General features: G+C 43.9%; 9 protein-coding genes. 5 read left to right on the plus strand and 4 right to left on the minus strand.

What is annotated here, in order from left to right; genetic code table 11:
- Positions 1-5: 5 nt before the first annotated feature.
- On the minus strand, positions 6-1,691 hold the full coding sequence (locus EHV08_RS10495; protein WP_126679223.1) for a Na/Pi cotransporter family protein: 1,686 nt from the start codon (positions 1,689-1,691) through the stop codon (positions 6-8).
- 169 nt (positions 1,692-1,860) lie between these two features.
- Here EHV08_RS10495 and EHV08_RS10500 point away from each other — a divergent pair, with 169 nt between their 5' ends.
- Together EHV08_RS10500 and EHV08_RS10505 are read left to right on the plus strand one after the other, a co-directional pair.
- Positions 1,861-2,601, plus strand: a complete 741-nt coding sequence (locus tag EHV08_RS10500; protein ID WP_126679224.1) for a M15 family metallopeptidase — start codon at positions 1,861-1,863, stop codon at positions 2,599-2,601.
- A gap of 82 nt (positions 2,602-2,683) precedes the next feature.
- Complete coding sequence (locus EHV08_RS10505) at positions 2,684-4,699, plus strand: helix-hairpin-helix domain-containing protein (protein WP_238988070.1); 2,016 nt, start codon at positions 2,684-2,686, stop codon at positions 4,697-4,699.
- A 250-nt stretch (positions 4,700-4,949) separates the two neighbouring features.
- On the opposite strand, the gene EHV08_RS10510 is transcribed toward EHV08_RS10505, so the two are convergent.
- Positions 4,950-5,951: a helix-turn-helix transcriptional regulator gene (locus tag EHV08_RS10510; protein WP_126679225.1), complete on the minus strand. Its 1,002-nt coding sequence runs from the start codon at positions 5,949-5,951 to the stop codon at positions 4,950-4,952.
- A gap of 645 nt (positions 5,952-6,596) precedes the next feature.
- Here EHV08_RS10510 and EHV08_RS10515 point away from each other — a divergent pair.
- From EHV08_RS10515 to EHV08_RS10520, 3 genes are all read left to right on the plus strand, one after another.
- A complete protein-coding gene (locus tag EHV08_RS10515) occupies positions 6,597-10,187 on the plus strand; it encodes a hypothetical protein (RefSeq protein WP_126679226.1) in 3,591 nt (1,196 codons plus the stop codon).
- A gap of 14 nt (positions 10,188-10,201) precedes the next feature.
- On the plus strand, positions 10,202-10,378 hold the full coding sequence (locus EHV08_RS11480) for a hypothetical protein (RefSeq protein WP_158676081.1): 177 nt from the start codon (positions 10,202-10,204) through the stop codon (positions 10,376-10,378).
- 422 nt (positions 10,379-10,800) lie between these two features.
- Positions 10,801-11,991 (plus strand): leucine-rich repeat domain-containing protein, encoded by a 1,191-nt coding sequence (locus EHV08_RS10520; protein WP_126679227.1) that lies wholly within the window; start codon positions 10,801-10,803, stop codon positions 11,989-11,991.
- Between the two features lie 183 nt (positions 11,992-12,174).
- Here EHV08_RS10520 and EHV08_RS10525 read toward each other — a convergent pair whose 3' ends face one another.
- A complete protein-coding gene (locus EHV08_RS10525) occupies positions 12,175-13,059 on the minus strand; it encodes a carbohydrate kinase family protein (protein WP_126679228.1) in 885 nt (294 codons plus the stop codon).
- A 4-nt stretch (positions 13,060-13,063) separates the two neighbouring features.
- Entirely contained in the window at positions 13,064-14,224 is a 1,161-nt protein-coding gene (locus EHV08_RS10530; RefSeq protein WP_126679229.1) for an MFS transporter, read from the minus strand.
- Positions 14,225-14,230 lie beyond the last annotated feature (6 nt).

The raw sequence follows: 14,230 nt of genomic DNA on the forward strand, positions 1-14,230 counted from the left end.
GTGTTTTATTGTGCATCTTTTCCGAGTCGTGCTTCCACCACATTGACCACATAGTCGCCCAGTTTTTCACATTCGCTGATAACGTCTATGAACATCGTTCCTATGGCAAAGCCATATTTTCGGGAGTTCACGTCGGTGGTATTCTGCAACTTCAGTTCGTCGCGCAGGTCGTTTATCTTTTGCTCTATGTCACGAGTTGGGGCTATTGACACCTCTTCGCGCCTGCCGCATATCGTCTCCAACATCTGTTTCATTGCGTTGTCGGTGAGCCGCATCATCTTTTCGATGGCCGCATTTTGTTCCGGAGTGAAGTCGTCGGCACTCTCACTTTTGCGTAGAAGGATGCGTGCAAGGTTATAACATGCGTCTCCGATGCTCTCCAGTTCGCTTATCTCGCGCATCATGTTGCGAATCTTGCCCTTCGTGTCGTCGCTCAGATGGGCATCGCTCACGTGTTCGAGATATTTTCCAATCTCTATTTCCATGTTGTCGCTGATGTCCTCATATTTCTTTATTCGCTCGAAGAGAGCCTTGAATTTCTCTTTGTCAGTCTCTTTGGTCAGGTCTTGCACCATGCCGAACATCCTATTCATGCGCTCTGCAAACAGCGTTGTCTCTTTCTGTGCCTCAAGAACTGAAATTTCGGGTGTCTTCATTATACCCGCTTGTATATAGCGCAGACGGAAGGCCTCTTCCTCCTTCTTTGGCTTTTCCGGCAGTATCCGGCATACCAAACGCTCTATCTGAGGTATGAACCAGATGAGAAGTGAGGTGTTGGTGATGTTGAATGCCGTATGGAATGTGGCGAGCGCAAACGATACTTTGGCCACGGTCTGCGAAGAAGATGACGGGTCGAGACCAACGAACGAGCACGCTATATCAACAAAAGGATAGAACACAAGGAGCACCCAGATTACTCCGATAATGTTGAAAGTAAGGTGTGCGAGTGCCGCACGGCGTGCCTGTGTGTTGGCGGTGAGTGCCGCGAGGTTGGCAGTCATCGTGGTTCCGATGTTCTCGCCCATGACGAGGGCGATGCCGAGATATACCGGAAGCACGCCACTGGTGCATAGAACCATTGTTATGGCCATTACTGCGGCCGACGATTGGACGATGCAGGTGAGTACCGTACCTATGAGAAGGAATATCAGAATTGATGAATAACTGCTCGTGTCGAACGATGAGAAGAATTCTATAAGTGCCTGATTGTGGCCGAGATCCATTGTCTTGCCGGTCTGACTCATCATGCCAAGCGAGAAGAACATGAACGCTACGCCATAGAGAAAGTCGCCGATATATCGGTAACGCTTGCTGTAGATGAGCAGGATTCCGATGAAGAAGACCGGCCACACGAAGTCGGTTATGTTGAACGAGAAGCCCGCCGACATTATCCATGCGGTGAGAGTGGTGCCGATATTGGCACCCATAATCACCGAAATGGCTTGCGAGAGAGCGAGCAGACCGGCATTGACGAACGATACTGTCATAACCGTTGTTGCCGAAGACGACTGGACTGCGACGGTGAGCAGCATACCCGTGAACATGCCTGAGAGGCGGTTGGTGGTCATTGCGCTGAGAATGTGGCGCAACTGAGGGCCTGCCATTTTCTGCAACGCTTCGCTCATTATCTTCATACCGAAGATTAGCAAGGCGAGCGAACCTAATAATTGAAATGCTATAATTGTTGTCATATAGAATTTTGATTGAATATTTCCGAGTGCAAAATTACGTCTGTCATGTTACACTATGTTTTCAAAAATATTACAAGATATTTTCAAAGATATTAAAAAGAAGTTACAATACCTGTTGCGTAATCGCCGGAAAAGCATTATCTTTGTCGCAGAATAAACATTTTTTATTATGAAAGACAAGGCTCGTTTTTTGTTCTTAATGCTCTTTGTGGCAATGGTTTCGGTGCAGTTCCCAACAAACGCGGAGGCGAATGAACCGCGTATAAAAATGCTCCACGACTGGCAACCGGGAATGGTTGTCAGTGAGTTTGACGTGATGCAGGCCGGAATAGAAAGATGTTTCATGATTCTCGACATCGACATGGATGTGTGGAGTCGTATCAATGGCAAGTCATGGCGACAGGGATGCCCCGTGAAACGTAAAGATCTGCGTTATCTGCGACTGTTGCATCGCAATAAAGACGGGAATATACAGACCGGCGAAATGGTGGTGAACAGTGCTGTGGCGGAGCGCGTTATAGAGATATTCAAAGAACTGTATTTGCAGGAATACCGCATTGAGAGCATTTTCCTCGTCGATAATTACGGGGCAGACGATGACAAGTCGATGGAGGCAAACAACACCTCATGCTTCAACTATCGTAAGGTGGAGGGGTCTGTGAACCTTTCTAAACATGCCTACGGACTCGCTATTGACATCAATCCGAGATACAATCCTTATGTGAGAAGAGGGAAAGTGTCGCCGCAGAATGGTGTCAAATATGCGTACGATAGAGAGAAACGTAATGATATACCATATAAAATAGACCGCAACGACCTCGCATACAAACTTTTTAAAAGAGCCGGAGCGATATGGGGAGGCGATTGGAAGACAATGAAGGACTATCAGCATTTTCAGTTCTCGATGTAGCGAATGGGGATTAAGACAATAATCTTATATGGTATTCATATTAATAAATAGTCAAGGTTGATTAGTATTGCGGTCTGAAAGAATGATAACCGGTTACCATAGCATATCGCGGATATTGATTTCGCTGCTTTTTCTGCTGCAAGCACCGGTGTTGGTGGCACAGGAGAACAGTCGCGAATGGGAGTCTCTTCTCAATGATGTACTGTCGATGGAAGACAGTGAGGAGGCATCATGGCAGGAGATTTACGACTTGTTGTGCGAACTGGAACAGCATCCTGTCGATTTGAACACCGCAACGCGCGAGGACATCGAAACCATTCCTTTTCTCACCGAAAGGCAGGTGATGGATATATGCGAGTATCTTTATAAATACGCCCCGATGAAAACACTCGGCGAACTGGCAATGATCGAGTCGCTCGACTATTACCGGCGCGAACTGCTTCGGCACTTTGTGGTGCTCGGCGAGGTGGAAAGCGCAGGGTTTCCTAAGCCGGGAAACATAATGAAATATGGCGGACACGAAGTGCTGGCAACGGCAAAAGTGCCTTTCTATAAAAGACGAGGAGACGATAATGGGTATCTTGGTAGTCCGTATGGGCATTCCATAAAGTACACATTTTCCTATGGTCAGTATGTCAAGGCGGGACTGCTTGGGACGCAAGATGCGGGAGAACCGTTCCTCGCGAAGGGCAATTCCTTGGGTTATGACTTCTATTCCTATTATATACAACTGCGCAAAATGGGGCGGTTGAAGAGTCTTGTCATAGGGCGATATAAGGCAAGGTTCGGTATGGGACTTGTGATGAACAACGATTTCATGCTGGGGAAGAGCGTTTCGCTGCAGCAACTCGGCAGCAGGGCATACAACATTCGTGCACATTCTTCGCGAATGGAGACCGGATATTTGCAAGGCGTGGCGGCAACGGTGGGGTTGGTGAAAGGTCTTGATGCTACGGCTTTTGCGTCATTCAAATACATAGATGCCACGCTGAACAAGGATTCCACGATAGCAACGATTGTTGGCAGTGGCTATCACCGGACAACGAAGGAGATGGAAAAGAAGAACAATTCGTCGGTCTTTACGGCCGGCCTGAACCTTTCTTACCATAAGGCCGGGTGGCGCATCGGGGCAACGGGAATATTCTCGCATCTGTCGAGAGACATTCGTCCTAACGTTACCTCCGTTTTCCGTCGTTTCTATGCGGCAGGCAATAATTTCTGGAACGTGAGCATTAACTACGCCTATGCTTCCCACAGGTGGCAACTGTCGGGAGAAACGGCGACCGGCGATTGTGGTGCGATGGCAACTATAAACACTGCTTCTTACAGACTTACGGGCGATGTGGACATAGTGGCATTGCAACGTTTCTACTCGAAAAAATACTACTCGCTTTACTCCGCCGGTTTCAGTGACGGAGGGAAAGTGCAGAATGAGAGTGGTGTTTATATGGGTGTCAACTGGCATCCGTCGGCAAATTTCCGACTGAATGGGTATTTTGATTTGGCCTATTTCCCTTGGCCTAAATTTCAGTCGTCATTCGCTTCACACTCGTACGATGCTTTTGTTCAGACTTCATACATACGCGGACGGTGGGATTTTCTTGCACGTTATCGTATGAAAATCAAAGAGAAAGATAATCAGAAGAAGACTGCACTCACAAACAGAGTGGAGCAGCGGGGTAGGGTGGCCGTGGGTTATGATGGCGGAATGTGGGCATCGAAGACGCAGGCAGACGTGTCTCATGTCTCTTATAAGGATAATGACTTCGGTTGGATGCTCGGCGAAACAGTGACGATGAAACCGCTACAATGGCTCTCGTTGGTGGGAAATGTGGCCTACTTCAATACCGATGGCTTCGACTCGCGCATATATGTATATGAGAAAGGACCTCTCTATTCTTTCAACTTCCCTTCGTTCTATGGCGAGGGCATACGTTATTCTCTTTTCGTGCGTGCCGATTTCTCCAAGAATTTGATGCTCATAGCAAAATTCGCCACCACAAACTATTTCGACAGAAACACCATCGGGACAGGCCTCCGCAAGATAAACCGCTCCTCAATGACCGACCTCGACCTGCAACTGCGCTTGAAACTATGATGTCCCATCCTCATCTCAACCCATAAACCGCTCGCAATTTCGCCCGTTTTGCAAACCAATTTCGCCCAATTTGCCCTGCAATTTCGCCCAAATTGGTCAGTAATTTCGCCCAATTTGCAGCATGAAAGTTTGTCTTTTATATAAAATTTTATGATGATTTTTTATCCCGAACTTGCGTAGTTTCCTTCTTTTCTTTCGTTCCGGTCTTTATCTAACTTCCTTTTGCTTTTTCTACTCCGTTCGAAACCTTTTATTTCTTCTCTTTCTCATCTCCCACAAGGAACGTACGTAGGTCAGTATTCCTATCTAAGCCGAGTTTCTTACGGATGTTTCCACGCACCGTACTTACGTTGCTGATGGATTTTCCTGTGATGATGGCTATCTCACTTACCGGTTTGCCACAAGCGACCAGTCGGCACACCTCAAGTTCAACTTTGGAAAGCGTAGGAAACTTCTGAGCGAAGTCTTGCCGTTCGGCCTCGTATTTCTTCTGCAACATCTCTGCCGCCCGAAGGAGGTTCTGTTTCTTCCGGTCGTCAAGCAGTTCGAAAAGGAGAAATTCATAATTTTCATATGGTTTCCGATCTTTGCAGAGTTCGAGAAAAGCATCCAACTCCTCCTGCGTGATGCGGAGTGTCCGTAAAATATTGGTCTGAAAAGTTTGCCAATTTTTGTTTTCCTGCTGAATATCGCGTGCGTTACGTTGGCTGACGGCGGAAAGCAGACATGTACTGATACTGAGCACGGAGAACAACAGAACAAACTGCGGGCCAATGGCTCCACTACCATAAAATGCGGCAAAGAAGAGAGTACCAAGGCTAATGCCCAAAACATAGAACGAGGCTCGTGGAACAAAACCCAAGACGAGATAGAGCAGAATAGTGTAGGAACCTATCTGGTTGCCAATCACCATCATCTCATAGTCTGGCGGACGAATGATGACGAGATAGACGATACGGATGGATTCCATCATCTGCGCTATAATAGAATAGGTGGAAATTGCCTGTACTAATGAAATCCACCTATTTAAATAGAGCATGATGAAGGTAAGGGTGATCAAGACTGTCAAAAATGAGATAGTCCGCAATACGGGTAGTTCCAGACCAACAAAGCCAATGAGGTGTAGAAGCATGAGGACGATCGTCAGCGACGAACCCGTCATGAACACCAGCAATCGGATGTGCTCTTCGTTGTCGCGACTGCGCTCTTTGACGAATTTCTTTAACAAAGTAACGAGGGATAACTCTTTCATTATTTTATTCTTTATATTCTTTATATTATATTGGGTTAAAAAGATAATGCTTACAAGGCGATGACAGTTTGTTACAAATTATCAAGCGTAAGTTATCTTTTACAAAGGTAAGGAAAAGTGGGAAAACTATCAAGTCGAATACCGTTTTTTTATATCGTTCTATTGTCAAGTAATCAAATTTGTTGAAAATATAAAATCTTTGCGATATTTTGCGACTGGTTTTTATAAACCATTGCGATTGTTTGTTTTTTATGCTTCTCTTTTTATTTCAAAACATATTAACTTTGCATTAAAATCAGATACATTCACTAATGACGAATTATCGATTTAATGAATATGCACTAATAATTATATTTTAAATGCGAAATAAAAACGAAAATAAAGAAAGTATGTAAAAAAAGTATATAAAAATATATGTTATGCAGAACATTTTTCAAAGAACAAGATTACCGCCAAGCAGATAGAAGACGAAACTGTCAATCTCATTTCTATCCGCAGAATACAAACTCGCGTACATAATCCATGAGGGTAGGCAAAGTGTCAACAAGAGTTTGAACGAACGCACGAGTATCCATACATGGAAACGTATGAAATAAATATGGTAAATATGCATTTTTTTAACCAATAATTAAAATATCAACTATTATGAACAATTATCAAACATTTCAGTCTAAAGCTACGTGCAAAAAGATACTGACACTCTTCTTTGTCTTATTTGCACTGTGCTTGACAACGCACGCACAAAACGTGACCATCAGCCCTTCGTCGGGAAAATTGGTGGCCGGTCTCACCTATGACGGTGAAGTAGGATTCCAGAATGGCTGGAGTTCACTGTGGCGGCACAACCAACTGCCTCTGACACTCACGGTGTCGGATAAGAATCTCATTACGGAGAGTGGAGTGTTGAAAGATCCTGCGGGTGACATCATTTTGGATGTCACTCAGAATCTCTATGTACTCATGTCGGGTTCTCCTCTTACTACGGAGTTCCACATGGGTATCTCGCTGCCAAAAGGCTATCGCTTTACAGGTTATCGCATCGTATTATTAAATAATAAGAATGGTGAAAGCATTGGCGGATTGAATGTAACCGGAATGGACAAGGTTTTCTATGAGACAGACAAAAACTTCGACTTTAATAATTATAAGAAGAAGACTGACAATATGCCTGCTCAGAACGAAGCGAAAGAATATGTGATTGAGCGCACCAGCATGACAGAAACCGACATGGGCAATAATCTCTATTTTTTGATGCATCATACGAAGGCAGGCTTTTATGCAGTTACGATGAAGTCGTGTGAACTTTACTTTACAGCAGAAGGAGCATTCGATGCAAGCGTCAACCCCGGCAAGCCGACAAACATCATCAGCGAGGGGGTGAATATGGTTGGGTCTGCTTTCATGACCAGCAAACTCGACTTGGGTAAGATTGAGCCTCATACAAAAAACGGAGTGACTTTCTATAGTTACGATTTTAATAAAGTGAAGGAGTTGACGGCTCAGAACTGGCTCTATCAGGAAGATGCGGTAACTGCCGACAAGAAACTGCCTACAACAGCAGGCAGTGGTTCTATTCAGGCGTTGAAGAACGGTAACAACCTATATTACGCCTTGGGCAATAATACCTATTATATAGAAACGCCTACTTCAACCAAATCACAAGACGGAACCAATATTCCATTGGGTTACCGCATAACAGGTGCCAAGATTAAATACCATTATGGTACCGAGGCTGGTTCTGGGTATGTCAATGAAAATGGTGTTGGGCAATCAGTAAGTGGAGACATCAGGTTTGGCTCTTCATATTTAAGGCGAGATGCAACATGGGGACGTAGTCAAGGTTCCTGGGAATTTACCGCAGATGGTAAGTTGCGCAATAGGCGAAAATCTTGGTCTTCTTATCATTATCTTTATGTTCATAAAGCAGGAGACATCTATTATGTATATAGTACAACCGATGCGAACCAAGCTTCTACTTTTTCTATTAGTGGAAACCGCATTAAGTATGGTAGTTTGTTCTTAGTACATACAGATGCCAACAATCCTCAGTTGACAACTTCGGATGCCAATGCTGCAACATGGAATCCTTCACCTAACAATAATGTCCTGAATCCGGCATTTAAGCCTTCTCCCTATACCTTGAAGATTTACAAGACCAACAAGGATAATGTGACACAAACGGTAAATGTTACTGAGGGCGATGATAGCGAAGTAGTACTGACAAATCTTAACAACGATGCCATCAAATTCCAAGTTGAAGGATTAGCAGAGGACACCAAGGCACTCATCACTTTTGAACTCACCCTTGAGGCACTCAACCCATTCATCAACTCTATAGACATCGTATGCCACTCGTTGGCAGATAATGGCCCTACGCTGATGCAGCAGTTTACCAGCAACGACTTCCAGGTGTCGGGTGGTAAGTTTATCTTCTATGTGCCGCAGGACTTCTTCGGCGGTGGCGAGCAGAAGTGCCGCTTCACTTTCGAGAATCTGTACAGCAAGTATGGCGATAACACTTATGGTAATGCAGACCCGCATCATGCTCGTTACTTCTTTGTGAAGTCACCTTATTATAATAATTACAATGGCCAGCAGTACAGCACGACAGGAAACGAACCGGCTGCTGACAAGATTCATAGTGAGATGTGTGGCGACAAGCCATTCAAGTATAGCAATATTGACGCACTTGATCCGAACAACACATCAGGTGGCAATACGACATTGGAAGAGTATCCCTACTCCGAGGCACTATACCTGGACCAGGGTGGTAGCTTCTCAAGCAATATCGTGCTTGCAGTGAACCAAGAGAAGCCCTGTTATCTGTTCACTGCCGACGAAACACGCTGGAACATTGCGCCTACCACGGCATGGGAGCATAGATACTACGCATACTATCTGATGGATCTGAAATTGGAGACTAAGGACTATGTGGCTAAGTGTGAACTGACCAAACTCTATAACACTACTTGCTACAACAACGGTGCCGAAGCCGATCTGCCGATGTATGGCGGTGTGTTCAAGGCATTGGATGCCGTGACCCTTGCTGAGATCCCGAGCGAAAGTGCTTATCTCACTGTGCCGATGATGAAACAGGCACTTATAAATGAACTAGCCGGCGTGGGGGCTACAGGTAAGCAGGTGCTCTACCTCGACTACACCAACCTCTACTCCGTCCATATTCCTGAAAAAACAGAAATGGACGCGATGAAGGCCGAACTCAATCCGAACTGCTTGATATTCTTCCCGGTACGCTCAAGTTTTAACGAGGACAACTATATCCAAAAGAAATTGAGCGGTGCTTTCCTCTCATGTCGGAATATAGTACTTACCGACCGCCAACCGTTCTATTCTCCTTATAAGATTACGGTGCCGGCCGAGAACTACGCTACTTACACTCGACAAATAACCATCCCGAAGAACGGCAAGGTGGCCAATGCTACGTTAATCCTACCGTTCGCTTTGGATTTGCAAGCCGGTACACATACCAACAGGGACAATCTATGCTCATTCACTGTGAGTAAGATGAATGCCAGCAACTGCTTGGCTATAGCAGAATCGGACGAAAACACTCCGCTCAACTATATCGGTAATGCCTATTTCTCTCCTATAACCGAGTCAAAGACTGAGGCTAATGTGCCTTATATGGTAAAAGTGCTAAAGGCTCCAACCGACAATGCAATCTCGTTCATTGCTACACAGTATGGTGCCGAGGTAATCTCTACCAAGAACAGCAACATGGCAAGCGATTATACCTTTAAGGGAGAGTCGGCAACAGGTACCATAGCAGGCAGCACATATAATTTCACGAACTATGGCTCATACTCTGGAAAGAAAGTGAATAGGGATGAGCAGATTTTCTACTTCTCAAGGAATATGTATCTGAATTCGAAGAATCTGCATCCGAGTTTACAGTATGTGTATGTATATCCGTTCCGTAGTTATTATAAGTATTCAGGTAGTGCCGGTGCCAAGGATTTGACAGCGTTGAACGTGCTCTATGGCGAGAATGATATTCCAACGGGTATCGATGAGGCTGCCGAGAAACCTGATATGGCTGTAATCGTAGGAAGCAGAACACTGACCTTCGCTACTACAACCGATAGGCAGATTCTGGTATTAAGAACCGATGGTACAATGGTCAATCGCCTTTCTATGAAGGCAGGGGAGACGCGTACTATCACATTGCCTGCAGGAGTGTATATTGTTAATGGAAAGAAAATCATCGTAAAATAAAGGAGGACTGCCGTATGAAAAAGATATATATTAAGCCTTTGATTGAAGTGATTTACGCTGCTTGTCAGAATTCTATTCTCGAAGGAAGTTGGAACGACCATGCTGATGGAAAGCAGAACAATGATTTCTTTGATGAAGACATGGAAGGTGATGAGCAAGAATTTGCACATTACGATGCTTGGAATGACTGATAAACTATTTTCATTGTAAGTAAAGTTCTATAATATGAAAATAATTAGGTGATGAATAAGATAAGTTCTTATTCTTGAAACATAGATGTTTGCAATGCTTACTCTATTTTAAGTAAGTGGAGAACATCAAACTGATATAAACCCCGAAAGTTAAACAAAAAACTTTCGGGGTTTTTTATTATGATAACAAAGAAAAGAAGAAAATGACCCATCATATTTGCAAAAATACTTGCAAAGTGTTGGATTTTTCATGTTTTATTTATATATTTGCCTTGCCCATAGTTTAATTTTCTTCTTCGTATCGCAACCGCTAAGATTTGAAAGTTAAACGGAATGGCAAAACTATGAGCAACATGTTGTTGCATGAGATCTTTTGAAATACTTTAGTTATTAACTGGTTGCGGAATTTAACACAAATATTTATGAAAACACTATTTACAATTGCAGCCCTTGCGCTGGCGACAGTTTCTACAAATGCTACAAATGCTTTTCGTGCGGAAAAAGAAATGGTTGGCTTTAACATTAACGGAACAAACAGCAAGCACATAAGTCCGATGTTGAAGGTTGACAAAGAGCCCGTAACAGTAACCTTCAACTTAGAAAAAGGAGGCGCATTGAATGATTCTCTGGAAAAATATGACAGAAATTCTATTGAAGTTATTATAATTACAGGTGAAATAAATGGCACAGATATCGCACATCTTACGGATTTGTCGAGGTCTTTCTATGGATATGGTGATCATGGGTCGCTACGAAAAATTGACTTGTCTGGTGCGAACATCGTTTCCGGAGGTTCTTCGTATATAAGAGACGAAGACGGAAATGAGATTTATTCGTCTAATGATACCATTGGCGAAAGAATGTTTTATGAATGTGTTAGACTAAATGAAGTAGTTTTGCCAACAGTAGCAAAATATATTGGTAAAAGTGCATTTGAATCTTGCAGAGCACTGAAATCTGTAACTATCCCTGAAACTGTAAAAGGCATTGGCGAATTTGCTTTCTATTATTGCGATTCTATTAATAATGTAGTGCTTGCAGAAGGCATTGAAGAGATTCCAAGATCTTCATTCTCTCGCTGTAAATGCCTTACATCTTTCGTTATCCCTTCAACGGTGAAGAAAATCGGACGAATGGCTTTCTTCGGTGCTTCTGCACTTGAGGAGATAAATATGCCTGAAGGTGTCGAGGAAATTGCATACGGTGCTTTCTCTGCTTGTAATTCTGCAACAAAAATCACTATTCCATCTACGGTCACAAAGATATACAACCTGGCATTCTCTAATTGCACCGCAGTGAAAACTATCAGTTCATATATTACAAACCCGACTGATGTAGCACAAGGTGATAATGTTTTTACTAATGTGGATTATAAAAACTGTGTACTTATGGTTCCCGGAGGAACTAAAAAGTTATACCAAGAGGCTACGGCATTTTCAAACTTTATGACGATTACAGAAATGACCACCGGTATTAATGATAAAACAACGGCAGGAAACGTAACAGAAATTGCAAGATATTCGTTGAGTGGTAACTTGCTGACTGCACCTGCGAAGGGTGTAAACATCGTGAAATATTCAGATGGTAAAACAGTGAAGGTTGTTGTGAGGTAATCATACTGCCAGAAACGTCAGCACATCTGTCTGGCAATCGAACAAAATCAGTTCAGGGTTCTAATGACAGATTGAGATTAAAAGAATAATGTTTAGCTGACACCAATAAAAATGATTATGAAGTTAACGATAGGCTTTCTTTTTCTATCGTTAACTTCATTTTTAGGGATAATCAAGAAAAGGCTATTCCTTCAATCGTTGTGGAATTTCAGGCATGGCACCATTTTGAGTGCAAACGTAGGCACTTACTTCTACGGCAGTATGGTGTGCATCAGGTATAGACTTGCCATTGAGTATGGATCCTACGAATGAACCTGTGAATGAGTCGCCGGCTCCTACGGTATCTGCCACCTGAACCTTTGGAGTTTCTTGGAATGACATCTGTCCGGGATTGAAGACATAAGAACCATTTGTACCACAAGTGAGTACGAGCATATCGAGGTTATATTTGCCTAAAATGAGCCAGCACTTATTCTCGATGTCGAGGCCGGGATAGCCGAACATACGTCCGATGAGCACCAGTTCCTCGTCATTAATCTTGAGTATGTTGCAGTGCTGCAACGACTCTCTGATTACTTCCTTTGTATAGAACTGCTGACGGAGATTGATGTCGAATATTTTCAGACAGTCGGCAGGTGTGGCCTCGAGGAATTTCTGTATGGTCTCACGGCTAACCACATTGCGCTGTGCCAGTGAACCAAAGCAGACCGCGCGGCAGTTGTGTGCGATGTCCTGAATGTCGTTGTTGAAAGGGATATTATCCCACGCAACGTTTTCTTTGATATCATAAGTAGGAACGCCTTGTTCGTCGAGTTGTACCTGAACAGTTCCGGTAGGATAGGGCACTTGTGGCATAAGGCTTTTCAAGTTATTATTCTTCAGTGCTTCAATGGTTTCTTCTGCCAACTTGTCCTCGCCCAATGCGCTGATAGCAATGGTGTTATCCATGCCGAGGAATTGTCCTGCATGATAGGCAAAATTTGCAGGGGCACCGCCCAGTTTCTTTCCTTCGGGAAGAACATCCCATAAAACTTCTCCAAGTCCTACAACATAACGTTTCTGATTCATGATTCTATGCTTTTTTTAGTTGTTTGATATAAGTAAATAGATAAACCACTCCTACAGCCATTACTAACACAGCGCCGGCTTGTCCCATTGAGTCGCTCATAAGTCCCATAAGTAGTGGGAACACGGTTCCGCCAAATAGTCCCATAATCATCAAACCACTGACTTCATTTTGTTTCTCCGGTATTGACTCCAAAGCAGTTGCAAAACACATGGAGAATACATTTGAGTTGCCGTAACCCACAAGAGCAATCGCCGTGTAGAGAATCAATTTATCATGTCCGAAGAACAAAAGACACATAGACAGAGCCATCATGCAAACAGAGATAATGAAGAAGGTGCGCATCTTCAGTATGCGCAGGAAGAAAGAGCCCGTAAGACAACCGAGTGTGCGGAAGATGAAGTAAAGCGATGTGGCAAAGGCAGCCTCGTTAAGGTTCATGCCAAGGCGTTCTATCAGAATCTTTGGAGCAGTGGTGTTTGTTCCTACGTCAATTCCCACATGACACATAATGCCGAGGAACGATAGCAATACGATAGGTGTGCCTAAGAGTTTGAAACTTTCCACGAATGTAGAGGGTTTGCCCTCGATTGGCGACTCTTCAATGGGAGTCACCCAAAGTAATATGGTAGAAAGCACACCTACTATCAGGAATATTCCAAATAGCACTCGCCAATTCAGTCCGAATTCCGGGATAACCATCGTAGCACCCCATGTTGCCAGATAAGGAGCCGAGAATGAGGCAATGGCTTTGACGAATTGTCCAAAGGTCAATGTGGAAGCCAGATTGCCACCTCCCATCACAGTCGAAACCAGCGGATTGAGCGATGTTTGCATCAGAGCGTTGCCTATGCCAAGGAGTGAGAAAGCAACAAGCATAATCCCAAAATTCTCACCAAAGAGCGGCAATAATAATGATACTACTGTAACGGCGAGCGATAGCAATACGGTCTTTTTACGACCAATCTTGTTCATCAGCATGCCGGTGGGTACACTGAAGATAAGGAACCAGAAGAAGACGAGTGAAGGGAATACGTTGGCAACGGAGTCCGTTAGTGAGAGGTCTTCTTTTACATAGTTGGAGGCAATGCCTACCAGATCCACGAAGCCAATGCAGAAGAAGCAGAGCATCACGGGGATAAGATAAAGGGATTTGTTCTGACCCATGTTTGA

It is taken from the genome of Prevotella koreensis, from assembly GCF_003977605.1.
GTDB lineage: Bacteria > Bacteroidota > Bacteroidia > Bacteroidales > Bacteroidaceae > Prevotella > Prevotella koreensis.

What these genes read in the sequence shown, in the direction of transcription:
- EHV08_RS10495 (WP_126679223.1), bottom strand. Translation starts at nt 1,691, where the DNA reads ATGACAACAATTATAGCATTTCAATTATTAGGTTCGCTCGCCTTGCTA.
- EHV08_RS10500 (WP_126679224.1), top strand. Translation starts at nt 1,861, where the DNA reads ATGAAAGACAAGGCTCGTTTTTTGTTCTTAATGCTCTTTGTGGCAATG.
- EHV08_RS10505 (WP_238988070.1), top strand. Translation starts at nt 2,684, where the DNA reads ATGATAACCGGTTACCATAGCATATCGCGGATATTGATTTCGCTGCTT.
- EHV08_RS10510 (WP_126679225.1), bottom strand. Translation starts at nt 5,951, where the DNA reads ATGAAAGAGTTATCCCTCGTTACTTTGTTAAAGAAATTCGTCAAAGAG.
- EHV08_RS10515 (WP_126679226.1), top strand. Translation starts at nt 6,597, where the DNA reads ATGAACAATTATCAAACATTTCAGTCTAAAGCTACGTGCAAAAAGATA.
- EHV08_RS11480 (WP_158676081.1), top strand. Translation starts at nt 10,202, where the DNA reads ATGAAAAAGATATATATTAAGCCTTTGATTGAAGTGATTTACGCTGCT.
- EHV08_RS10520 (WP_126679227.1), top strand. Translation starts at nt 10,801, where the DNA reads ATGAAAACACTATTTACAATTGCAGCCCTTGCGCTGGCGACAGTTTCT.
- EHV08_RS10525 (WP_126679228.1), bottom strand. Translation starts at nt 13,059, where the DNA reads ATGAATCAGAAACGTTATGTTGTAGGACTTGGAGAAGTTTTATGGGAT.
- EHV08_RS10530 (WP_126679229.1), bottom strand. Translation starts at nt 14,224, where the DNA reads ATGGGTCAGAACAAATCCCTTTATCTTATCCCCGTGATGCTCTGCTTC.